The organism is Rhodococcus sp. P4_B6, assembly GCF_056402215.1.
The window spans coordinates 1-18,329 of sequence record NZ_JBFUHV010000039.1; the positions used below are offsets into that span (position 1 = coordinate 1).

Below are 18,329 nucleotides of genomic sequence, written 5' to 3' on the forward strand. Positions count from 1 at the left end.
GGCCGTGTCGGCGGTCGACTTCGGGGCGGCCAACACCCCGGTCACCGGCGTCGGCGGAGAGCATCCGAACATCGACGCGGTCGACGACGGCGCCGCCGACCCGTTGATCGTGCAACTGCGGGCGATGGGTCACCAGGTGTCGGTCGCACCGCAGTCCAGCGGGCTCAGTGCGCTGCAGCGTCAGGACTCGGGGTGGGTCGGCGGCGCGGACCCGCGGCGGGAGGGCGCGGTGATGGGTGACGGCACCGGCTGAACCGCGAATGCGGTGTGAAGAAGAGGGGATAGTCCATCCGATGGTTCAGACCCCGACCGGCGGGGAACCCATCGACCATGGCGAACAACGATGTGAACGATCCCCCGGACGGCACCTGGGCGTTCTTCGACCATACCGAGGGTGCCACAGGGAAATAGAGGCACATCGTGCTCGTCAGCGACCCACGGAAAGTGGGGGTCGAAGAGGAATTCCATCTCATCGATCGCAAGACCCGGCGCCTGACCACCCGCGCGCCGGAGTTGCTGGCACGACTTCCCGACGACGTGTACGTCGACGAACTCCAGCAGTGCGTCGTCGAGGTGAACAGCGGTGTGTACGCCGACCTCGACGGCCTGCGCAGCGATCTGGAGCGGCACCGAACGGTGCTGATCGACGCGGCCGAGGGACTCGGGATCGGGGTGGCGGCCGCGGGTTCGATGCCGCTGGCGCTGCCCGCCGAGATGCACGTGACGGGGACGCAGCGCTACCGGCGGATGCTCGCGGACTACCAGGTGCTCGCCCGTGAGCAGCTGATCTGCGGCACCCAGGTTCACGTCGACCTGCCCGACCGTGACGAGGCCGTGCAGGTCGCGCACCGTGTCGCCCCGCACATGCCCGTCCTCCTGGCGCTCAGCGCGAGTTCCCCGTTCCGGTCGGACGGTGCGGACACCGGCTATGCGAGCGCGCGGACGCTTCTGTGGTTGCGCTGGCCCAGCACCGGTCCGGCCGCGCCCGTCGCCTCGGCCGTCGAGTACGGCGCCCTGATCGACGACCTGGTCGCCAGCGGGGTGATCAGCGACCCGGGCATGGCGTATTTCGACGTCCGGCCGTCGGTGAAGCTTCCGACCCTGGAGTTGCGGGTGTGCGACAGCTGCCCCCGGCTGGACACGGTCGTGCTCGTCGCCGCCCTCTTCCGGGCGCTCGTCGAACGCGAGGTGGAGGGTCTGCGCGCAGGGACGAAGGGCGTCGAGGTGGTCCCGACCCTGACGCGGGCGGCGTTGTGGCGGGCGGCGCGGTCGGGGTTGGAGGGGGAGTTGGTCGACGTGCGGTTTCCGCAGGCGCGTCCCGCGTCCGACCTCGTCGGCGACTTCGTGAACTCGCTGCGACCGCAGCTCGAGCAGGCAGGCGACTGGGACACCGTGCTGGAGTTGTCCGCCGAGGCGTCCGCCCACGGGAGTTCCGCGGCCCGGCAACGTCACGCGCTCGCTCGCCGAGGCCGGCTCACCGACGTCGTCGACCTGCTGCTCGCAGAGACGGCGGGCCGCACCGAACACCTCCCGGAGGTGGAGGTCCCGCCCGCGCCGCCCCGGACGGACCCGACCTCGATCGGTGGTCGCCGGACCCGGCGGTACTGGAGCGCCAGGCTGTGGGATCGCGCCGACACCGCCGACATGACGTGGACGGAGTCGACGGAGCTCGACGAGAAGAAGCTGATCGAGTGGCGCCGGGATCTGCACGCGCATCCGGAGCTGTCGTTCGAGGAACGCCGGACCACCGGAATCGTGCGCACCCACCTCATGGGTCTCGGACTCGAACCCGTCGTGTTGCCCGGCGGCACCGGCCTGTGGTGCGACCTCGGCCCGGAGACGGGTGAGTGCGTCGCCCTGCGCGCCGACCTCGACGCACTCCCGGTCGCCGAGGCGACGGGTCTCCCGTTCGAGTCGACGGTCCCCGGGGTGTCGCACGCCTGCGGTCACGACGCCCACACCGCGATGCTGATGGGGGCGGCGTCGGTCCTCGTGAAGTACCCGCCGCCGACCCGGGTCCGGCTCATCTTCCAGCCCGCCGAGGAGACGACACCCGGCGGCTCCGTCGACACGATCGCCGCGGGCGCACTCGACGGGGTGTCGAAGATCTTCGCGCTGCACTGCGACCCGCACCTCGAAGTCGGCAAGCTGGCCACCCGGACCGGGCCGATCACCTCGTCCAACGACTCCGTCACCGTGCGGTTGTGGTCGTCGGGCGGGCACACCGCCCGGCCGCACCTGACCGGCGATCTGATCCACGCCGCCGCCGTCCTGGTGACGGGACTCGCGTCCGTGCTCGACCGCCGCATCGACGCCCGCACCGCGACCGTCCTCACGTGGGGCAAGGTGGCCGCGGGGCAGGCCGCGAACTCCGTGCCCGAGTCGGGTGAACTGGTCGGCACCCTGCGCAGTGCGTCCCGCGAGACGTGGGCCTTGCTCGAACCGCTGGTCACGGACGCGATCTGCCACCTGCTCGCACCGTACAACGTGCGGTACGAGCTCTCCTACCGGCAAGGTGTCCCGCCCGTCGTCAACGATCCCGACTGCACCGCCGACCTGCGTGAGGCGATCGAATCGGTCGTCGGCTTCGACCACCTGGGCGAGGCCCATCAGTCCAGCGGCGGCGAGGACTTCGCCTGGTACCTCGAGAAGGTCCCGGGCGCGATGGCCAGGCTCGGCGTGTGGGACGGCACCGGCACACCCCAGGAGCTGCACCAGCCGGGTTTCAACCTCGACGAACGCGCCATGGTGCACGGGGTCCGGACGCTGGTCGCGCTCACCCGGCTCGAAGACGAGTCGGAGTGAACGGTCAGGCCGGTTTGCCGGCGGCCTCCGCCAGTTTCGGCACGAGGGCGTCGACGGCGTAAGGGAGGCTGAGGACGGTGCCCCAGGTGAGAGCGCCGGAGACGGTGGGGTCGTCGACGAACACGGCCCGTCCGGCCTTCGCCACCGGCAGCGACTGATAGACGGGGTCCGCGGTGATCTGCGCTTCGGCGCCGGGGCTGCTGCCCACGTTCCAGACGAGGACGTCGACGTCGAGGATGTTCAGCTGTTCCTTGCTGATGGTGAACGCGTCCTGGTCGCCCGCGAGCTGGGTGATCTGCTCCGGGACGACGAACCCGAGCGACGTCATCAGGCGTGAGCGGGGGTCGTTCGGGGAGCGGACGTAGAACGACCCGGCGTCGCCCAGTTCGGCCACCGCGACCGTCTTGCCCTCGAATTCGGGGTGGGCGGCGCGCTGCTGCGCGACCAGGTCGTCGACGTCGGCGACGAGTTGATCCGCCTTCCGGTCCTCGCCGAGGGTGGTGCCGACGATGCGGACGGCGTCCTGCCACGGCATGCCGAAATCGGGGTAGTCCGGAGATGTCGTGACGGTGGGCGCGATGGCCGAAAGTCGCTGATACGCGTCGTCGTCGACGTCGATGTACAGCGCGAGGATCAGGTCGGGGCCGAGTTTCGCGATCTCCTCGTACGCGAAGTTGGCCTCACCGGTGAACTGTCCGCGGTTGAAGACTTCGGGGTGCGCACCGCCGAGCGCGTCCTGGGCCCAGGGCCAGGTGGCGTCCGGATAGTCGCCGTACCAGTCGGTGACGCCGACCGGCGTCCGTCCGAACGCGAGGAGCGTGTCCTGGTCGGAGTAGCCGACGGTGACGATCCGCTGAGGGTCGCCCGGGACTTCGGTCGTTCCCTTCTTGTGCGTCACCGTCCGGGTGTCGCCTTCGGCGCCGGCTTCGGTGCCGGACGAGCACGCTGCGGCGACGGCGGCCATGCCGACCCCGGCGCTCACGGTCAGGAACTTGCGACGGTTGAGCGTTCGCATCCACTACCTCCCTGTAGGTGAGGCTAACCTACAGGGAGTGGGTGGGGCTGTGCATCTGTGGCGGAAACGGGGGAGTCGGCTCGGGAATCGGCGGACCAGGGGGCGGCGTCGGCCCCGGCGGACCAGGCTGCGGTCCCGGCTCGGGCGGTGCGGGTTCCGGACCCGGCTCCGGCGGAAACGGGTGGGGTGGTGTCGGCGTCGGCGGCACGGGAGGAGGGCCCGGTGACGGCGGCACCGGCTCCGGGTCGGGCACGGGATTGCCGTGCTCGTCGCGCGCACTCGTCATCGACAGACCACCTTCCGATCGGCTGATTGAGTGGTACCCGGAACGGGCATCCCGCAATCACAGGGCAGCTGTGGCCGCCCGGGAACAAAATGCGGGATCGGTGCGTTGTCTAGCAACCGTGCCCCGCAAGTGTGGAATTTCACGACACGGGGAACATGAGCCAAAGGGAGGAAGTCATGGCAACCGACTACGACGCACCACGGGTTACCGTCGACGACGAACTCGCCGCGGACTCGCTCGAAGAACTGAAGACACGGAGGAACGACTCGCAGTCGTCCGTCGTCGACGTCGAGGAGACCGACACGGCGGAGTCCTTCGAACTGCCCGGCGCCGACCTGTCCGGTGAGGAACTCACGGTCCGGGTCGTCCCGAAGAGGGCCGACGAATTCACCTGTAGCAGTTGCTTCCTGGTCCATCATCGTTCGCGTCTCGCGTCCGAAGAGGGCGGGCAGCTGATCTGCCGCGACTGCGCATAGGAGGCCCGCGTGGCCGACGTCAGCAGAACGTTCACCGTCGCCTCACCGCTCGGGGAAGTCGTCGCATACCTGCGTGACTTCGCGAACACCACGGCCTGGGATCCCGGGACCGAGAAGTGCGAGCAGACCACGCCCGGTCCGGTGGCGGTGGGCACGGAATGGCGCAACGTGTCCTCGTTCTTCGGGCGCACCACCGAACTCACCTACCGCATGACCCGCGACGACCCCGATCACGTCGTCTTCGAGGGTCGCAACGGAGCCGCGGTCACGTCGGACGACCTGTCGTTCGAGAAGGTGCACGACGCCTCGACGTCGATCACCTACCGCGCGCATCTCGAATTCACCGGCCTGGCGCGCTTCGCCGACCCCGCCGCCCGCCTCGCGTTCGAGGTACTCGCGGGCAAGACCGTCAAACAGATGACCGGGGTCCTCGAGGCGAGGTAACAATCTGCCGCACACCGTGTCTGGCCGCACACCGTGTCTGGACGCACACAGTGTGCGGGCGCCCCGCACGATGCGAGGCGCCCGCGTTGTGTCGGGACCGATCAGCTGAGGTGATGCACCTCCTGCAGCCCGTAGACCGGTGTCGGGATCTCCTCGTGCCGCGCTTTGAGCTGCAGGGCGAGGTACAGCGAGTAGTGCCGCGACTGGTGCAGGTTGCCGCCGTGGAACCACAGCGCTTCCTGCTGGGTGGGCTTCCACATGTTGCGCTGTTCGCCCTCCCACGGCCCGGGGTCCTTGGTGGTGTCGGAGCCGAGACCCCAGCACTTTCCGACCTTGTCGGCCACTTCCTGGCCCATGAGGTCGGCGGCCCAGCCGTTCATCGACCCGTAGCCGGTGGCGTAGACGACGAGGTCGGCAGGCAACTCGGTGCCGTCGGTGAGAACCACGGCGTCCTCGCTGAGATGGTCGACCTGTCCGGACACGAGGTGGATGCTGCCGTCCGCGACGAGTTCGGACGCGCCGACGTCGATGTAGTAGCCGGACCCGCGGCGCAGGTACTTCATGAACAGACCGGAACCGTCGTCACCGAAATCGAGCTTGAAACCGGCCTTTTCGAGTCGCTCGTAGAAGTCTTTGTCCCGTTCGGCGATCTTCTGATAGATCGGGATCTGGAATTCGTGCATGATCTTGTACGGCAGCGACGCGAACGTGAGGTCGGCCTTCTCCGTCGTCATGCCCGCCGCGAGCGCGCGCTCCGAGTAGAGGTCGCCGAGGCCGAGGTCCATCAGCGAATCCGACTTCACGATGTGCGTGGACGACCGCTGCAGCATCGTCACGTCGGCGCCGGTCTCGAAGAGCGCCTTGCAGATGTCGTGCGCCGAGTTGTTGGCTCCGACGACGACGACGCGCTTCCCGGCGTAGGCGTCCGGACCGGGGTGCCGGCTCGAGTGGTGCTGCTCACCGCGGAAGACGTCCTGGCCGGGGAACGTCGGAACGTTCGGTTTGCCCGACATGCCGGTGGCGAGCACCAACTGCTTCGGGTGGAGCACCACCTCTTCGCCGTCGCGGTCGAGGACGACGGTCCACTCCTTCGTTTCTTCGTCGAACCTCGCGGACGTGCAGGTGGTGGACGCCCAGTACGGAATCTCCATCACCTTCGTGTACATCTCGAGCCAGTCGCCGATCTTGTCCTTCGGGGCGAACACCGGCCAGTTGTCCGGGAACTGCATGTACGGCAGGTGGTCGTACCAGACCGGGTCGTGCAGGCACAGCGACTTGTACCGGTTGCGCCACTGGTCGCCGGGGCGTTCGTTCTTGTCGACGACGATGGCCGGCACCCCGAGTTGGCGCAGCCGTGCGCCGAGCGCGATGCCGCCCTGGCCGCCGCCGATCACGAGAACGTACGGCTGCCGGGTGTAGCCGAGTTCCCGCTCCTCGATCTCCCGCTTCTCCGCCCAGCTCTGGGTGTCGCCGCCGGAGCCGTGGACCGCGCCCTTGACGCGGTTCCGTCCCCGGCGTTCCTCGTGGCCCTTCAACTCCTGCATGGTGGTGAGGAACGTCCACGCCTCGTCGTCCTTCAGCCGCAGGTGCCCCTTGCCCCGGCCCGTCGCCGTCTCGAATTCGATCCACGCGGACGTGACGCCGTCCGCCTCGTCCGGGGTCTCGGTGGTGCGGAAGTTCGTCGGGTCGGTGTCGTCGAGGCGTGCGTGCAGCATCGCGGCGACGGCGTCGCGCCCCTCCACGGTCTTGAGGTTCCAGGTGAACGCCACCAGGTCCCGCCAGAAGCTGTCGACGGCGAACATGCCCGCGGCGCGATCGACGTCGCGCGTGGCGAGAGCGGATTCGAAGCTCGCCAACCACAGGTCGACGCGTTCCTGGGGGGTCAGGGTCGTCTGCACCTCAGTCGGCTGGACCGTCTGTGTCATGTACCTCTCCTTCGCTCGGTATGTGACATACAGCACACGCCGGTCGGAGCTGAGCGGCAAGCGTTGCATCGTGTTGCAATCGCCCCCCGTGAGTACTCGTTAACCGCCGGCGGTTAACAAGTACTCACGGCTGATGTCGAAAGCCGGGCCCGCCGTTCGACGTACCGTGTGAGTCCGGGCAGAGGCCGGGACCGACCACAATCGAGGAGGAAATCATGCGGGTCATGGTGATGATCGAGGGTGCCGGAGCCGACGAAGACAAGATCGCCCCGACGGAGGCGATGCTCGCCGCGATGAGCGCGTACAACGAGGACTTGGTGAACGCCGGGATCATGCTCGACGGGCAGGGTCTGAAGCCGACCAGCGCCGGGGCGCGGGTGGTGTTCGAGGGCGGCACGACGTCGGTGGTCGACGGCCCGTTCACGGAGTCGAAGGAGATCGTCGCGGGTTTCTGGATCTGGGAGGTGCGGTCCCTCGAGGAGGCGATCGAGTGGGTGAAGAAGTGCCCCGCCGACCCCGGCACCGGAATACGACAGCTGATCGAGGTGCGGCCGATCTTCGAGTCGGACGACTTCGGGGACGAGTTCACGCCGGAGTTGCGGGAGCGGGAAGAGGCGCTCGCGGCGCGGATCCGCGAGCAGCACCCCGACCGCTGACATGGACGCGCGGCGCACGGTCGAGGCGGTGTGGCGGATGGAGTCGCCGCGGCTCATCGCGTCCCTCACCCGTCTCGTCCGTGATGTCGGCACGGCCGAGGAGATCGCGCAGGACGCGTTCGTGCTGGCGCTGGAGCAGTGGCCGCGGGACGGCGTCCCGGACAATCCGGGTGCGTGGCTGACGGCGACGGCCAAACACAAGGCGATCGATCGGATTCGCCGTGAGCGGTCGCAGCAGTCGAAGTACACGCAGATCGCCGTGGACCCGTCGGCGCAGCAGCCGAGCGCGATGCCCGCGCCGGACGCGGTCGAGGGTGTGGAGGACGATCTGCTGGCGCTGGTGTTCGTGGCGTGTCACCCGGTGCTTCCCCGGGAGTCGCGGGTGGCGTTGACACTCCGGCTGGTGGGTGGTCTCCGGACGGACGAGATCGCGCGGGCGTTCCTGGTGCCGTCGGCGACGATGGGACAGCGGATCAGCAGGGCCAAGCGGACGCTGTCGGAGGCGAAGGTGCCGTTCGAGGTGCCGGCGCGCGAGGAACTTCCGGCGCGACTGTCGGCGGTGCTCGAGGTGGTCTACCTGGTGTTCAACGAGGGCTACGCCGCCACGTCGGGTGAGGACTGGATACGACGTGACCTCGCCGCCGAGGCGATGCGGCTCGCCCGTGTCCTCGCCGGACTGCTACCCCGTGAGCCCGAGGTGCACGGACTGGTGGCGCTGACCGAGTTGCAGGCGTCGCGGTTCGCCGCTCGGCTGGGCCCGGGCGGCGAGCCGATCCTGTTGCAGGATCAGGACCGGTCGCGGTGGGACCGCATCCTGTTGAAGCACGGTAATGCCGCGCTGGAGCGGGCCGTCGCGCTGGGCCGCCCGCTCGGTCCCTATTCGTTGCAGGCCGCGATCGCCGGATGTCACGCCCGGGCGCCTCGTTTCGAGGACACGGACTGGGAGGCGATCGTCGCCCTGTACGACGCGCTGGCGCAGGTGGCGCCGTCGCCGGTGGTGGAACTCAATCGCGCGGTGGCGCTGCTGCATTCGGACGGCCCGGACGCGGCGCTGGCCGCCCTCGACGCGGTGCGGGACGATCCCCGGCTGGCCCGCCTCCATCTGTACGGCGCGGTGCGAGGCGAAGTTCTCGAACGCCTCGGCCGCTACGAGGAGGCAGCCCGGACGCTCGAGGACGCCGCGGCCACCGCACCCACCCGGCGGGAACGCAACCTGCTCATGGCACGGGCCGCCGCCGCGTCCGCGCGCACCGAAGCGTGAGGCGGCCGGGTGGTCGCGGAGCGGATCAGCGCCCCGGACGGGACTGCTTGTGGTCGCCGAACGGCTCGTCGCGTTCGCGGACGGCCTCACGGAATCCGGCGGTGGCCGAGCGCAATTGGAACGCATACCCCTCGCGGGTGTGCCGGGACATCCCGTCGAAGACGGTGCCCACCATCGTCGAGTTGGCGACGCCCTGCGCGAGCAGCGCGCTGTTCAGCGCGAGTTTGACCATCATCAGCTGGTTGATCGGCATCTGCGCGATCCGCTCGACGAGGTCCTCGGTGCGGCGGTCGAGTTCGTCCGCGGGCGCCGACTCCACGGCGAGACCCCACTCGGCCGCCTGCCGTCCGGTGATGCAGTCGCCGGTGAGGAGGAGTCGTTTCGCCCGCTGGTCGCCGAGGCGGTGCGCCCACATGCCGGCGGCCGGCACACCCCACACCCGGGTCGGGGGATAGCCGATCTTCGTGTCGTCCGCGGCGACGATCTGGTCGCAGTACAGCGCGATGTCGGTGCCGCCCGCCACGCAGAATCCGTGGATCTTCGCGACGGTCGGCTTGTTCGCGTGCAGCAGGCTCGCGAAGCCACGGTTGAACCGGCTCATCATCGCGTAGTCGGCCATCGGATCCCAGTTGGCGAACGGATTGTGGTTGCGTGCCTGCACGATCGGATCGAGGACGGTGCCCGTCGTCTCGCCCGGTCGTTCGCCGCTGCCGCCGCTGTTCTCCGCGAAGACGCCCAGGTCGTATCCGCCGCAAAATCCTTTACCGCGCCCCGACAGCAGGATCACGTGCACGCGCGGGTCGAGGTCGGCGCGTTCCACGGTGGCGGCGAGCTCCACGGGAGTGTCGGCGGTGATCGCGTTGCCGTGCTCCGGCCGGTCGAACGTGATCCGGGCGATGCGTCCGGTCACCTCGTAGCTGAGGGTCCGGTACTCCGGCTCGTCGGCCCGGTCCGGTTCACGACCCGCGAACAGGGAGTCTGCGCCCTCGTCCCAGCCGTCGCGCCAGGCCGCCGGGCGGGTGCCGGCGTGGTCGGTCATGACCCCACCTTGGGGGTGGCGCGGTCGATGATGGCGGCGGTGTCGACGCCGGTCGGCAGTGTGCCGAACACGGTGCCCCAGTCGCCGGACAGCCGGCTGACGCAGAACGCGTCGGCCACCGCCGGGTGCCCGTGGCGGACGAGCAGCGAACCCTGGAGGGCGACCGCCATGTCGCCGACGATTCGCCGCGCCCGGTGCTCGAGCGTGTCGAGGTCGCCGAAACTCGCCTTCAGATCCGTGACGGCGGCGTCGAGTCGCGCGTCGGCGCCGGCGGTCGCGCCGAGTTCGTCGAAGAACACCTGAAGCGTCTCCGGCTGTTTGGCCATCGCGCGCAGGGTGTCCAGGGCGGCGACGTTGCCGGAGCCCTCCCACACCGACAGCAGGGGCGCCTCCCGGTACAGTCGCGGCATCCGGGATTCCTCCACGTACCCGTTGCCGCCCAGGCATTCCAGGGCCTCGGCGGCATGGATCGGCCCGCGCTTGCAGACGAAATACTTGCTGACCGACAGCGAGATGCGGCGGAGCGTGTTCGCGTGCTCGTCGCCCGCGGTCGCCCGGTCGGTCAGCGCGGCCAGCCACAGGGCGACGGTCGTAGCCGCCTCCGACTCGACGGCGAGGTCGGCGAGCACGTTCCGCATCAGCGGCTGATCCACCAGGTGGGCGCCGAACGCGCTCCGGTGCACGGCGTGATGTGCGGCCTGCGCCGTGCCGACCCGCATGCCGGTGGACGTGCCGATGGTGCAGTCGAGGCGGGTCATGTTGACCATCTCGATGATCGTCGGAACCCCGCGACCTTCCTCGCCGACGAGCCAGGCAACGGCCTCGTCGTACTCGACCTCGCTGCTGGCGTTGGAGTGGTTGCCGAGCTTGTCCTTGAGGCGCTGCAGGTGCATTCGGTTGCGGGTCCCGTCCGGCAGGACTCTGGGCAGGAAGAAGCACGACAGTCCGCCGGGTGCCTGGGCGAGCACCAGGAACACGTCGGACATCGGCGCCGACGTGAACCACTTGTGCCCGGTCAGCAGGTAGCTGCCATCGGACTGCGGCACGGCCCGGGTGGTGCCCGCGCGGACGTCGGAGCCGCCCTGCTTCTCCGTCATCGACATCCCGGCGATCAGCCCGGCCTTCGTCAGCGGAGGATGCAGCGCGGGATCGTAGACCCGGGCGGTGAGCAACGGTTCGTATCGTTCCGCCAGCTCACGGTTGTGCCGGAGGGCGGGGACGACGGCATACGTCATGGAGATCGGGCAGCCGTGGCCGGCGTCGACCTGGCCCCACACCGCCATCTTCGCGGCCCGTACCAGGTGGGCGCGCGGGTGCGGGTCGGCCCACGGTGCGCCGTGCAGGCCCATCTCGACGGCGGTGGTCATCAGCTGGTGGTAGGCCGGGTCGTACTCGACCTCGTCGATTCGGTGGCCGTAGCGGTCGTGGGTGCGCAGGACGGGAGGGTGCGCCTCGGCGAGGTCGCCCCAGCGCTGCGCCTCCTCGCTCCCGGCGAGGCGTCCGACGTCGTGCAATTCTTCGAGCGCGTCGTGGGCGCCTTCGCGTTGCAGCGCTTCGAGGATCGGTGCGTAATCGGCGGCGTCGAAATTGATCAGCGGCGGCACCTGGTTGACGACCTCGTGTGTGGCACTCATGTCGGGCTCCCGAGGGATCGAAGGGTGAACGTGAGCAGGGCGGGGATGATCGCGGCGTCGGCGGCGCCGCGGGCGAGGGGCAGGATCAGTGCTTCGCCGATGGCGCCGACGATGCAGGCGGCCGTGACCGACGCGTCCTGGTCCGGGATCTCCCCGGCCTCGACGGCGCCGGCGATCGCCACCGCGAGGGCGTCGCGGAACGATTCGCGGAACAGCAGGCGCTCCGTGTCGACCTGCGGGTCGACGGGTTCCACGAGCAGTGCGTACGCCAGGGTGGGTGCGCGCAGCGCGCGTTCGGCGAACGTGGCGACGGAGGCGGAAACGGCGGCGACGCAACGACCCTCGTCGGCACGGGCGGTGTTACCGGATTCGACGGCGGCGCTCACCTCGCGACTGCAGACGATGCGGAACACTTCCGCGAACAGTTCGCCCTTGTTCGAGAAGTGCCGGTAGACGGTGCCGGTGCCGACGCCGGCCTCCGCGGCGACCGCGGAGATCGAGCATCCGGCGTAACCGTCGCGGGCGATCAGCCCGATCGCGGAGTCGATGAGGGTGGTGCGGAGAGCGTCCAGGCGTTCCTGGACGGCGGGTGTGCGCCGGTAGGCCATACCCAAGAAGTGAACACCCGTTCCGTTCTTGCGTCAAGGGTGCTAGCGTCGGCTACACCGGCGAGGAAAGGCGCATGCGATGACTTCCGATTTGGTACTCGTCCGCAAGGACGGCCCGGTCAGGACGATCAGCCTGAATCGGCCCGAAGTCCGCAACGCGGTCGACCGGCCCACCGCCGAGGCGCTCGCCGACGCCTTCCGCGCCTTCGACGCGGACGAGGCCGCGTCCGTCGCGGTGCTGCACGGCGAGGGCGGAACATTTTGCGCGGGAGCGGATCTCAAGGCGATCAGTTCCGGGACCGGGAATCGGGTGGCGCCCGACGGCGACGCGCCGATGGGTATCTCCCGGATGCGGTTGTCGAAACCGGTGATCGCCGCGATCGACGGGCACGCGGTGGCGGGCGGGCTCGAACTGGCGTTGTGGGCCGACCTGCGGGTCGCCGGTGCGGACGCCGTCCTCGGAGTGTTCTGCCGACGCTGGGGCGTGCCGCTCATCGACGGCGGAACCGTCCGCCTGCCGAGGCTCATCGGGGAGAGCCGCGCGATGGACCTCGTCCTCACCGGGCGGCCGGTCGACGCCGACGAAGCCCTGAGTATCGGGCTGATCAACCGGAAGGTCGCGGCGGGGGAGGCCCTCACCGCAGCCCGGCAACTGGCCACCGAGATCGCCGGCCTGCCCCAGATGTGCCTGCGGCAGGACCGGTTGTCGCTGCTGGAGCAGTCGGGGCTCACCGAGGATCAGGCCCTGCTGAACGAATTCCGGCACGGCGCAATCTCTCTGGCCAACGGAATGATCGAGGGCGCCGCGCGCTTCGCCGCCGGGGCAGGCAGGCACGGGGATGCTGCGCCCGTGAGTACTTCTTAACCGCCCGTGGTTAACAAGTACTCACGGGCGGTGGCATGGAGCGCATACCTGCTCGCGCTGACCGTCACGATCTTCACGCTGGGGCTGCCCACCGACCGCATCTACCAGGCGACGTGGATCGTCGCGGGCCTGATCGCGTTCACGATCGACCGGCCGTGGCGGGACCATGTGCGGGTCGTGTGGGACTGGTTGCCGCTCATCGCTGCCCTCGTCGTCTACGACCTCAGCCGGGGTGTCGCCCACCACCTCGGGATGCCCGTGCGGGCGCAGGAACTGGTGACCGTGGAGAGCTGGCTCTTCGGTGGCACGATTCCCACCGTGTGGTTGCAGGAGACTCTGCTGCCTCCGACGGGTGAGCTGCCGTGGTGGACTCTGCTCACGGGGATCGTCTACACCAGTCACTTCCTCGTGCCGTGGGTGCTCGCGGCCGTCTTCTACGTGTATTCGCGCGACGTGTGGTCGGGGTACATGCGTCGGGTACTGCTGTTGTCCTATCTCGGGCTGGTCACGTACATTCTGCTTCCGTCCGTGCCGCCGTGGCTGGCCGCCGAGGGGGACGTGATCTCCGGCAGCGTGGGTCGCGTCGCGGGCTTCGGATTCGGTGTCGTTCCCATGGATGTCAGCACGCGGTGGCTGGAGGCGCAGAGCAATCCGGTCGCCGCGCTGCCGTCGCTGCACGCCGCGTTCGCGCTGCTGGTGGCGGTCGCGTTGTGGCCGTTCGCGAAGAATCTGTGGTCGCGCGTGCTGCTGGCGGCGTACCCGGTCGCCATGGCGTTCGTCCTGGTCTACGGCGGCGAGCACTACGTCGTGGACGTGCTGGCGGGATGGGCGTATCTGGGGCTGGCGATCCTCCTGGCGCGGGCGTGGGAGTCCCACACGACGACGTTGCCTGGCCGAGATCTCACCGTCGGCCACCCGAGGCGTCGCTGGTGACCGACACCTCGTCGAGCGTGGTGCGGAGGAACGGCAGGATGCGCTTGACGATCGCCTCGTTGTACACGACCGGTTGCTGGTTCGGGTTCGCGTGGCCGGTTCCGTCGAGTTTCGCCACCAGCAGTGCGCCGTCGGCCCCACCGGACTGTTCGACGAGGATCTTCTGCGTGTAGTCGACGTCGACCACCGGATCCTTCCAGCCCGCGCGGGGACGCATGAAGACGATCCCCGGTCGCGGTTTGTCGTCCGACTCCACCGCCAGCGACTTCAGGTTGTCGATGGCGCCGGACGCGACGATGGTCTTGAACTGCGATTCGATCAGCCCGTTGCTCGCGACGTCCTCCGACAGGACCTTCTCGGTGAGGACCTCGTCGAGGACGTCGCGGAATTCGTCGACGTCGACGTGCGGATACCAGTCCGACTTCGTGTCCAGGAATCTGCTCTGCCGGGCCGCAGTCTCCACCAGCACGCGCATCGTCCTGCTCTCCCGCGCGCCGGGCAGCCAGCCGATCCACCGCAACATGTCCTCGCCGCTGTCCCGGCTCCCGGCCCGGACGGCGTGCAGGTCCACCGGGGTGCAGTCGAGCACCACGCCGATGAGGTTGGCGTCGGTGTCCTCGTAGATGTGCTGTGCCACCTCCAGCGCGACGACGCCGCCCATGCTGTGCCCGGACAGGACGACGTTGTCGATCCCTTCGTCGGCTGCGCGGGCGGCGATCAGTTCGCTGATCACCTTGGTGTCGATACCGCCGTTGTCGTACTGGACCGCCCAGACCCGCCCGATGCCGCCGTACGAGGACAGCGTCCTGGCCGTGTCGGTGGCGTCCTTGTTGCCGAGGCCGACGAGGTCGACGACGGCGGTGTCGTGGTCGGTGGGCGACTGCGCGTCGTACACCTCGTGGATCTGCGGCTGGGTCAGTGCGAGCCGCTGGCGTTCGGGCTGGACGTCGTGGACCCAGTACTGGCCGCCGGCGAGGAGCAGGGGAACGGTGCCGAGCGCGACGGCGGCGAGGAAGCGCCTGGTGCGACCGAATTTCTGCCACCGGTGACCGAGCCGTGTCGCGTGCAGTCGCGCCTTGCGGCGGTCGTTGCTCCAGTCGGCCACGGTGGACGGATGGCGTGTCACTCTCTCCGGCATCTACTCCGAGGGTACGCGTGGCGGCTCCGCCGCCCGTGAGTACTTGTTAACCGCCCGACGTTGACAAGTACTCACGGCGGAAGCGGCTGGAATCCGGGCAGAGCGCGGCGACCGGGGCGACGTCGGACGCGTAGTCGACGTCGCGGAGCGTCGGCAGCGACAGCACCTCGGCGCCGACCGCGAGCAGTGCCGCCCGGGTGAGGCGCCCGGTGTCCGGACTCGACGTGGGAACGGAGAGTATCGCCCGCGCCGAAACCGCATCGGGCACACCGAGGATCCACCACCCGCCGTCCTCCGCGAGCCCGAGGGCGCATCGGCCCCGCCGCTCGGTGAGGAGGTCCGCCGAGTCGGCGAGCAGTCCCGCCGTCACTTGTGGTGTGTCCATTCCGATCTGGAGAATCGGCAGACCGAAATGGCCGAACGTGTCGGCGTGGGCGTTCACCAACCGCTCCGCGAAACTCTCACCCCGCTGCGGCACCACGGTGAAACTGCTCAGCGTCGCGGCGATGTCGCTGCCCCGGACCGCGCGGGCGAGGTCGCCGGTCATCGCCACCACCCGCTGCGCCACCCCGGCCCCGGCGACGGCGTCGAGCGTGTCCAGCAGCGAGGCGGCGGCGAGGCCGGCGGCCCTTGTGTCGCCGACGTCCCGCGCCAGCCGGGTTTTCGCGAAGCCGGGCACTGGAGCCTTCGCGACGACGAGGACGGCGACGTCGAGGGTCACCCGATCACCTTCCAGAAGTCGTGGACGGCGACGACGGTGCCCTTCAGCGAACCCGACACCTTCGACGTGCCCGCGGTGCGCGGGCGATACGTGACGTCCTGCTCCACGACCCGCCAGTGGGCGCGGCCCGCGAGCACGAGAAGCTGCAGTGGGTAGCCGGACCTGCGGTTGTCGACCCCCAGATCGAGAAGGTCCTGCCTGCGTACGGCTCTCATCGCACCGAGGTCGTGGATCGGCAGCCCGTACCGGCGCCGGAGCCGGGCGGCGAGGACGGCGTTGCCGATCCTGCTGTGCAGCGGCCACGTTCCCCGTCGCCGCCCCACGGCGAGGTCGGCGCCCGAGTCCAGGGCGGCGACCAGCCGGGGGAGTTCACCCGGATCCATCGAGCCGTCGCCGTCCAGCACGCAGACCGCCATGGTCTGCGCCGCCAGCACCCCGGCGTGCACGGCCGAACCGTATCCCGGGACGGGCTCCCGCACCACCGACGCTCCGTGTGCCACCGCGACCGCGGCGGTGTCGTCGGTGGAGTTGTTGTCCACCACCACCGTCCGGTAATCGGGCGGCACCGCGGCCAGTACTCCGGGCAGGGAACCGGCCTCGTTCATGCACGGGATCACGACGGTGACGTCCCGCGGAGAGATCGGCGCGCGCTCAGACACGGGGAGGTCCCGCCGGCGCGGCATCCCTCAGGGGTGCATACGCGAACGCCGCGATCCCCTCGGCGGGCAGGATCTGCGCCCGGAACCCCAGCCGCTCCCGGGCCAGCCGGGGGTCGGCGACGATGTGCCGCACGTCGCCGGGACGGTACTCGCCGGTGACGACGGGTTCGGACCCTCCGTACGAACGCGCGAGCGTCGCGGCCACCTCGCCGATCGTGGTCGGTTGTCCCGAACACACATTGAACGCCGAGAAACCCGGCAACGCCGCCTCGATCGCGGCCACGTTCGCCGCCGCGACGTCGTGGACGTGCACGAAATCCCGCGTCTGCCTGCCGTCCTCGAACACGCGCGGAGGGTCGCCGTTCTCGAGGGCGGAGCGGAACATCGCGGCCACCCCGGAGTACGGGGTGTTGCGCGGCATGTGGTCGCCGTACACGTTGTGGTAGCGCAGCGCCGTCACGGAACCGCCGGTGGCCAGTGCCCAGGCGAGGGCGTAGTGCTCCTGGGCCACCTTGGCCGCGGCGTAGAGACTCCGCGGCCGCAGCGGCGAATTCTCCTCCACGAGTGCCCACTCCAGGGGCTCACCCGTGCCGGGGTCCGTCTCGTCGAAGATCCCCGCCTCGAGGTCCTCGGCCCGCCGGGGTGCCGGCTCCACGAACTCGCCCCGGCTGTTGCGATACCGGCCCGCCCCGTAGACGACCATCGACGACGCGAGTATCAGCCGCCGGCAACCCGACTCGTGCATCGCGGCGAGCAGCGTCGCCGTGCCGAGATCGTTGTGACTGGCATAGGCCGGGGCGTCGCTCACATCGACGCCGGCGCCGACGACGGCAGCCTGATGACACACCACGTCCACACCCCTCAGCAATTCGGTCAGGGCTGGCAGGTCGCGCACGTCGGCACGCCGCACACCGTCCGGGGGTTCGGCGCCGGTGCCGTGCGCGGACGGAAGCAGTGCGTCGACGGCGACGACGTCGTGGCCGGCCTCGGTCAGTGCGGCGCGGACGTGGCCGCCGATGAATCCAGCTGCGCCCGTGAGCAGTACGCGTGTTGCCGTCATGGCAACTCGATCGGCAGGGTCACACCCTCGTGGACCCGGCAGGCGTCGCAGGGTCCGTCGGGGGCGGCGGCGATCGCGGACCGGACCAACGTCTTCAGTGAACCGAGGTTGCGCTGGAACTCGGCGAACACGTCCACGGCCCGCACCCCGTCGCCGGTCTCGATTCCCGCATCGAGATCGGTGACCAAAGCGATGGTGGCGTAGCACATCTCGAGCTCCCGGGCGAGCACCGCCTCGGGATGGCCCGTCATGTTGACGAGGGCCCAGCCCTGCCGGGCGAACCACAGGCTCTCGGCCCGGGTCGAGAACCGTGGTCCCTCGACCACCACCAGCACACCGCCCTCGACGGTGCCCGGCCGGGCGGCGGCCTTGCGCAGGTCGGCGCAGTACGGGTCGGCGAACTGGACGTGCACGCCGCCGCCGTCGAAGTACGTCTGCGCGCGGCCGCTGGTGCGGTCGACCAGCTGGTCCGGCACGACCATCGTGCCCGGTCCCAGGTCCGGGGTGAGGCTGCCGGCGGCGCAGGGTGCGAACACCCGCTGCACGCCCAGCGTGCGCAGCGCCCACAGGTTCGCGCGGTACGGGATGGTGTGGGGAGCGAATTCGTGCCTTGCTCCGTGGCGGGGGAGGAACGCCACCGTCCTGCCGTCCACGTCGCCGACCGTGATCGGGGCGCTGGGGCGGCCGTGCGGAGTGTCGATCGTGACTTCCATGGCTCCCTCGTCGAAGAACGAGTAGAAGCCGCTTCCCCCGATCACGGCGACGTCCGCGCGGACCGGGTCGGGTGAACTCGTTGCGGTCATA

Annotated in this window: 17 protein-coding genes and 1 pseudogene; 8 read left to right on the forward strand and 10 right to left on the reverse strand. The window is 69.7% G+C overall.

Features of this window, described 5'->3' with window-relative positions; genetic code table 11:
- Together AC1DWT_RS19990 and AC1DWT_RS19995 are read left to right on the forward strand one after the other, a co-directional pair.
- A pseudogene (locus AC1DWT_RS19990) lies at nucleotides 1-253 on the forward strand (gamma-glutamyltransferase); the annotation flags it as partial.
- A 167-nt stretch (nucleotides 254-420) separates the two neighbouring features.
- Complete coding sequence (locus AC1DWT_RS19995; RefSeq protein WP_477921902.1) at nucleotides 421-2,805, forward strand: glutamate--cysteine ligase; 2,385 nt, start codon at nucleotides 421-423, stop codon at nucleotides 2,803-2,805.
- 4 nt (nucleotides 2,806-2,809) lie between these two features.
- Here AC1DWT_RS19995 and AC1DWT_RS20000 read toward each other — a convergent pair whose 3' ends face one another.
- On the reverse strand, nucleotides 2,810-3,820 hold the full coding sequence (locus tag AC1DWT_RS20000; protein WP_477921905.1) for an iron-siderophore ABC transporter substrate-binding protein: 1,011 nt from the start codon (nucleotides 3,818-3,820) through the stop codon (nucleotides 2,810-2,812).
- Between the two features lie 462 nt (nucleotides 3,821-4,282).
- Here AC1DWT_RS20000 and AC1DWT_RS20005 point away from each other — a divergent pair, with 462 nt between their 5' ends.
- On the forward strand, nucleotides 4,283-4,582 hold the full coding sequence (locus AC1DWT_RS20005; RefSeq protein WP_005248611.1) for a DUF4193 domain-containing protein: 300 nt from the start codon (nucleotides 4,283-4,285) through the stop codon (nucleotides 4,580-4,582).
- 9 nt (nucleotides 4,583-4,591) lie between these two features.
- Entirely contained in the window at nucleotides 4,592-5,026 is a 435-nt protein-coding gene (locus tag AC1DWT_RS20010) for an SRPBCC family protein (RefSeq protein ID WP_072938160.1), read from the forward strand.
- A gap of 101 nt (nucleotides 5,027-5,127) precedes the next feature.
- Here AC1DWT_RS20010 and AC1DWT_RS20015 read toward each other — a convergent pair whose 3' ends face one another.
- Complete coding sequence (locus AC1DWT_RS20015; protein WP_072938157.1) at nucleotides 5,128-6,951, reverse strand: flavin-containing monooxygenase; 1,824 nt, start codon at nucleotides 6,949-6,951, stop codon at nucleotides 5,128-5,130.
- A 215-nt stretch (nucleotides 6,952-7,166) separates the two neighbouring features.
- Here AC1DWT_RS20015 and AC1DWT_RS20020 point away from each other — a divergent pair, with 215 nt between their 5' ends.
- Nucleotides 7,167-7,607, forward strand: a complete 441-nt coding sequence (locus tag AC1DWT_RS20020) for a YciI family protein (RefSeq protein ID WP_072938154.1) — start codon at nucleotides 7,167-7,169, stop codon at nucleotides 7,605-7,607.
- Nucleotide 7,608: 1 nt separating this feature from the next.
- On the forward strand, nucleotides 7,609-8,868 hold the full coding sequence (locus AC1DWT_RS20025; RefSeq protein WP_095862925.1) for an RNA polymerase sigma factor: 1,260 nt from the start codon (nucleotides 7,609-7,611) through the stop codon (nucleotides 8,866-8,868).
- Between the two features lie 25 nt (nucleotides 8,869-8,893).
- Here the strand turns inward: AC1DWT_RS20025 and AC1DWT_RS20030 are convergent, their stop codons facing one another.
- From AC1DWT_RS20030 to AC1DWT_RS20040, 3 genes are read right to left on the reverse strand one after another with little or no spacing between them, the layout of a single operon-like run.
- Nucleotides 8,894-9,907 carry a crotonase/enoyl-CoA hydratase family protein gene (locus AC1DWT_RS20030; protein WP_072938149.1) on the reverse strand — a complete coding sequence of 338 codons (1,014 nt, stop codon included), beginning with the start codon at nucleotides 9,905-9,907 and terminating at the stop codon, nucleotides 8,894-8,896.
- The gene (locus AC1DWT_RS20035; RefSeq protein WP_072938147.1) at nucleotides 9,904-11,541 is read right to left on the reverse strand and encodes an acyl-CoA dehydrogenase family protein; all 1,638 of its coding nucleotides are present in this window, start codon (nucleotides 11,539-11,541) and stop codon (nucleotides 9,904-9,906) included. The genes AC1DWT_RS20030 and AC1DWT_RS20035 overlap by 4 nt, the downstream gene beginning before the upstream one ends.
- Nucleotides 11,538-12,149: a TetR/AcrR family transcriptional regulator gene (locus AC1DWT_RS20040; RefSeq protein WP_072938145.1), complete on the reverse strand. Its 612-nt coding sequence runs from the start codon at nucleotides 12,147-12,149 to the stop codon at nucleotides 11,538-11,540. The genes AC1DWT_RS20035 and AC1DWT_RS20040 overlap by 4 nt, the downstream gene beginning before the upstream one ends.
- Nucleotides 12,150-12,228: 79 nt before the next feature.
- Between AC1DWT_RS20040 and AC1DWT_RS20045 the strand changes: the two genes are divergently transcribed.
- Nucleotides 12,229-13,014 (forward strand): crotonase/enoyl-CoA hydratase family protein, encoded by a 786-nt coding sequence (locus AC1DWT_RS20045; RefSeq protein WP_477921907.1) that lies wholly within the window; start codon nucleotides 12,229-12,231, stop codon nucleotides 13,012-13,014.
- A gap of 6 nt (nucleotides 13,015-13,020) precedes the next feature.
- Nucleotides 13,021-13,947, forward strand: a complete 927-nt coding sequence (locus tag AC1DWT_RS20050) for a phosphatase PAP2 family protein (RefSeq protein WP_083395663.1) — start codon at nucleotides 13,021-13,023, stop codon at nucleotides 13,945-13,947.
- Here the strand turns inward: AC1DWT_RS20050 and AC1DWT_RS20055 are convergent.
- From AC1DWT_RS20055 to AC1DWT_RS20075, 5 genes are read right to left on the reverse strand one after another with little or no spacing between them, the layout of a single operon-like run.
- Nucleotides 13,916-15,085, reverse strand: a complete 1,170-nt coding sequence (locus tag AC1DWT_RS20055) for an alpha/beta fold hydrolase (protein WP_477921908.1) — start codon at nucleotides 15,083-15,085, stop codon at nucleotides 13,916-13,918. The genes AC1DWT_RS20050 and AC1DWT_RS20055 overlap by 32 nt on opposite strands.
- 46 nt (nucleotides 15,086-15,131) lie before the next feature.
- Nucleotides 15,132-15,806 (reverse strand): TIGR04282 family arsenosugar biosynthesis glycosyltransferase, encoded by a 675-nt coding sequence (locus AC1DWT_RS20060; protein WP_477921909.1) that lies wholly within the window; start codon nucleotides 15,804-15,806, stop codon nucleotides 15,132-15,134.
- Nucleotides 15,803-16,465 carry a glycosyltransferase family 2 protein gene (locus AC1DWT_RS20065; protein WP_420855121.1) on the reverse strand — a complete coding sequence of 221 codons (663 nt, stop codon included), beginning with the start codon at nucleotides 16,463-16,465 and terminating at the stop codon, nucleotides 15,803-15,805. The genes AC1DWT_RS20060 and AC1DWT_RS20065 overlap by 4 nt, the downstream gene beginning before the upstream one ends.
- A complete protein-coding gene (locus AC1DWT_RS20070; RefSeq protein WP_477921910.1) occupies nucleotides 16,458-17,525 on the reverse strand; it encodes an NAD-dependent epimerase/dehydratase family protein in 1,068 nt (355 codons plus the stop codon). Before AC1DWT_RS20070 ends, AC1DWT_RS20065 begins: the two co-directional genes overlap by 8 nt.
- Nucleotides 17,522-18,328: an S-methyl-5'-thioadenosine phosphorylase gene (locus AC1DWT_RS20075; RefSeq protein WP_477921911.1), complete on the reverse strand. Its 807-nt coding sequence runs from the start codon at nucleotides 18,326-18,328 to the stop codon at nucleotides 17,522-17,524. Before AC1DWT_RS20075 ends, AC1DWT_RS20070 begins: the two co-directional genes overlap by 4 nt.
- Nucleotide 18,329 lies beyond the last annotated feature (1 nt).

Bases quoted from the DNA above. Each gene is read 5' to 3' on its own strand.
- AC1DWT_RS20000 (WP_477921905.1), bottom strand. From the start codon at position 3,820: ATGCGAACGCTCAACCGTCGCAAGTTCCTGACCGTGAGCGCCGGGGTC.
- AC1DWT_RS20005 (WP_005248611.1), top strand. From the start codon at position 4,283: ATGGCAACCGACTACGACGCACCACGGGTTACCGTCGACGACGAACTC.
- AC1DWT_RS20015 (WP_072938157.1), bottom strand. From the start codon at position 6,951: ATGACACAGACGGTCCAGCCGACTGAGGTGCAGACGACCCTGACCCCC.
- AC1DWT_RS20020 (WP_072938154.1), top strand. From the start codon at position 7,167: ATGCGGGTCATGGTGATGATCGAGGGTGCCGGAGCCGACGAAGACAAG.
- AC1DWT_RS20025 (WP_095862925.1), top strand. From the start codon at position 7,609: ATGGACGCGCGGCGCACGGTCGAGGCGGTGTGGCGGATGGAGTCGCCG.
- AC1DWT_RS20030 (WP_072938149.1), bottom strand. From the start codon at position 9,907: ATGACCGACCACGCCGGCACCCGCCCGGCGGCCTGGCGCGACGGCTGG.
- AC1DWT_RS20035 (WP_072938147.1), bottom strand. From the start codon at position 11,541: ATGAGTGCCACACACGAGGTCGTCAACCAGGTGCCGCCGCTGATCAAT.
- AC1DWT_RS20040 (WP_072938145.1), bottom strand. From the start codon at position 12,149: ATGGCCTACCGGCGCACACCCGCCGTCCAGGAACGCCTGGACGCTCTC.
- AC1DWT_RS20045 (WP_477921907.1), top strand. From the start codon at position 12,229: ATGACTTCCGATTTGGTACTCGTCCGCAAGGACGGCCCGGTCAGGACG.
- AC1DWT_RS20055 (WP_477921908.1), bottom strand. From the start codon at position 15,085: ATGCCGGAGAGAGTGACACGCCATCCGTCCACCGTGGCCGACTGGAGC.
- AC1DWT_RS20070 (WP_477921910.1), bottom strand. From the start codon at position 17,525: ATGACGGCAACACGCGTACTGCTCACGGGCGCAGCTGGATTCATCGGC.
- AC1DWT_RS20075 (WP_477921911.1), bottom strand. From the start codon at position 18,328: ATGACCGCAACGAGTTCACCCGACCCGGTCCGCGCGGACGTCGCCGTG.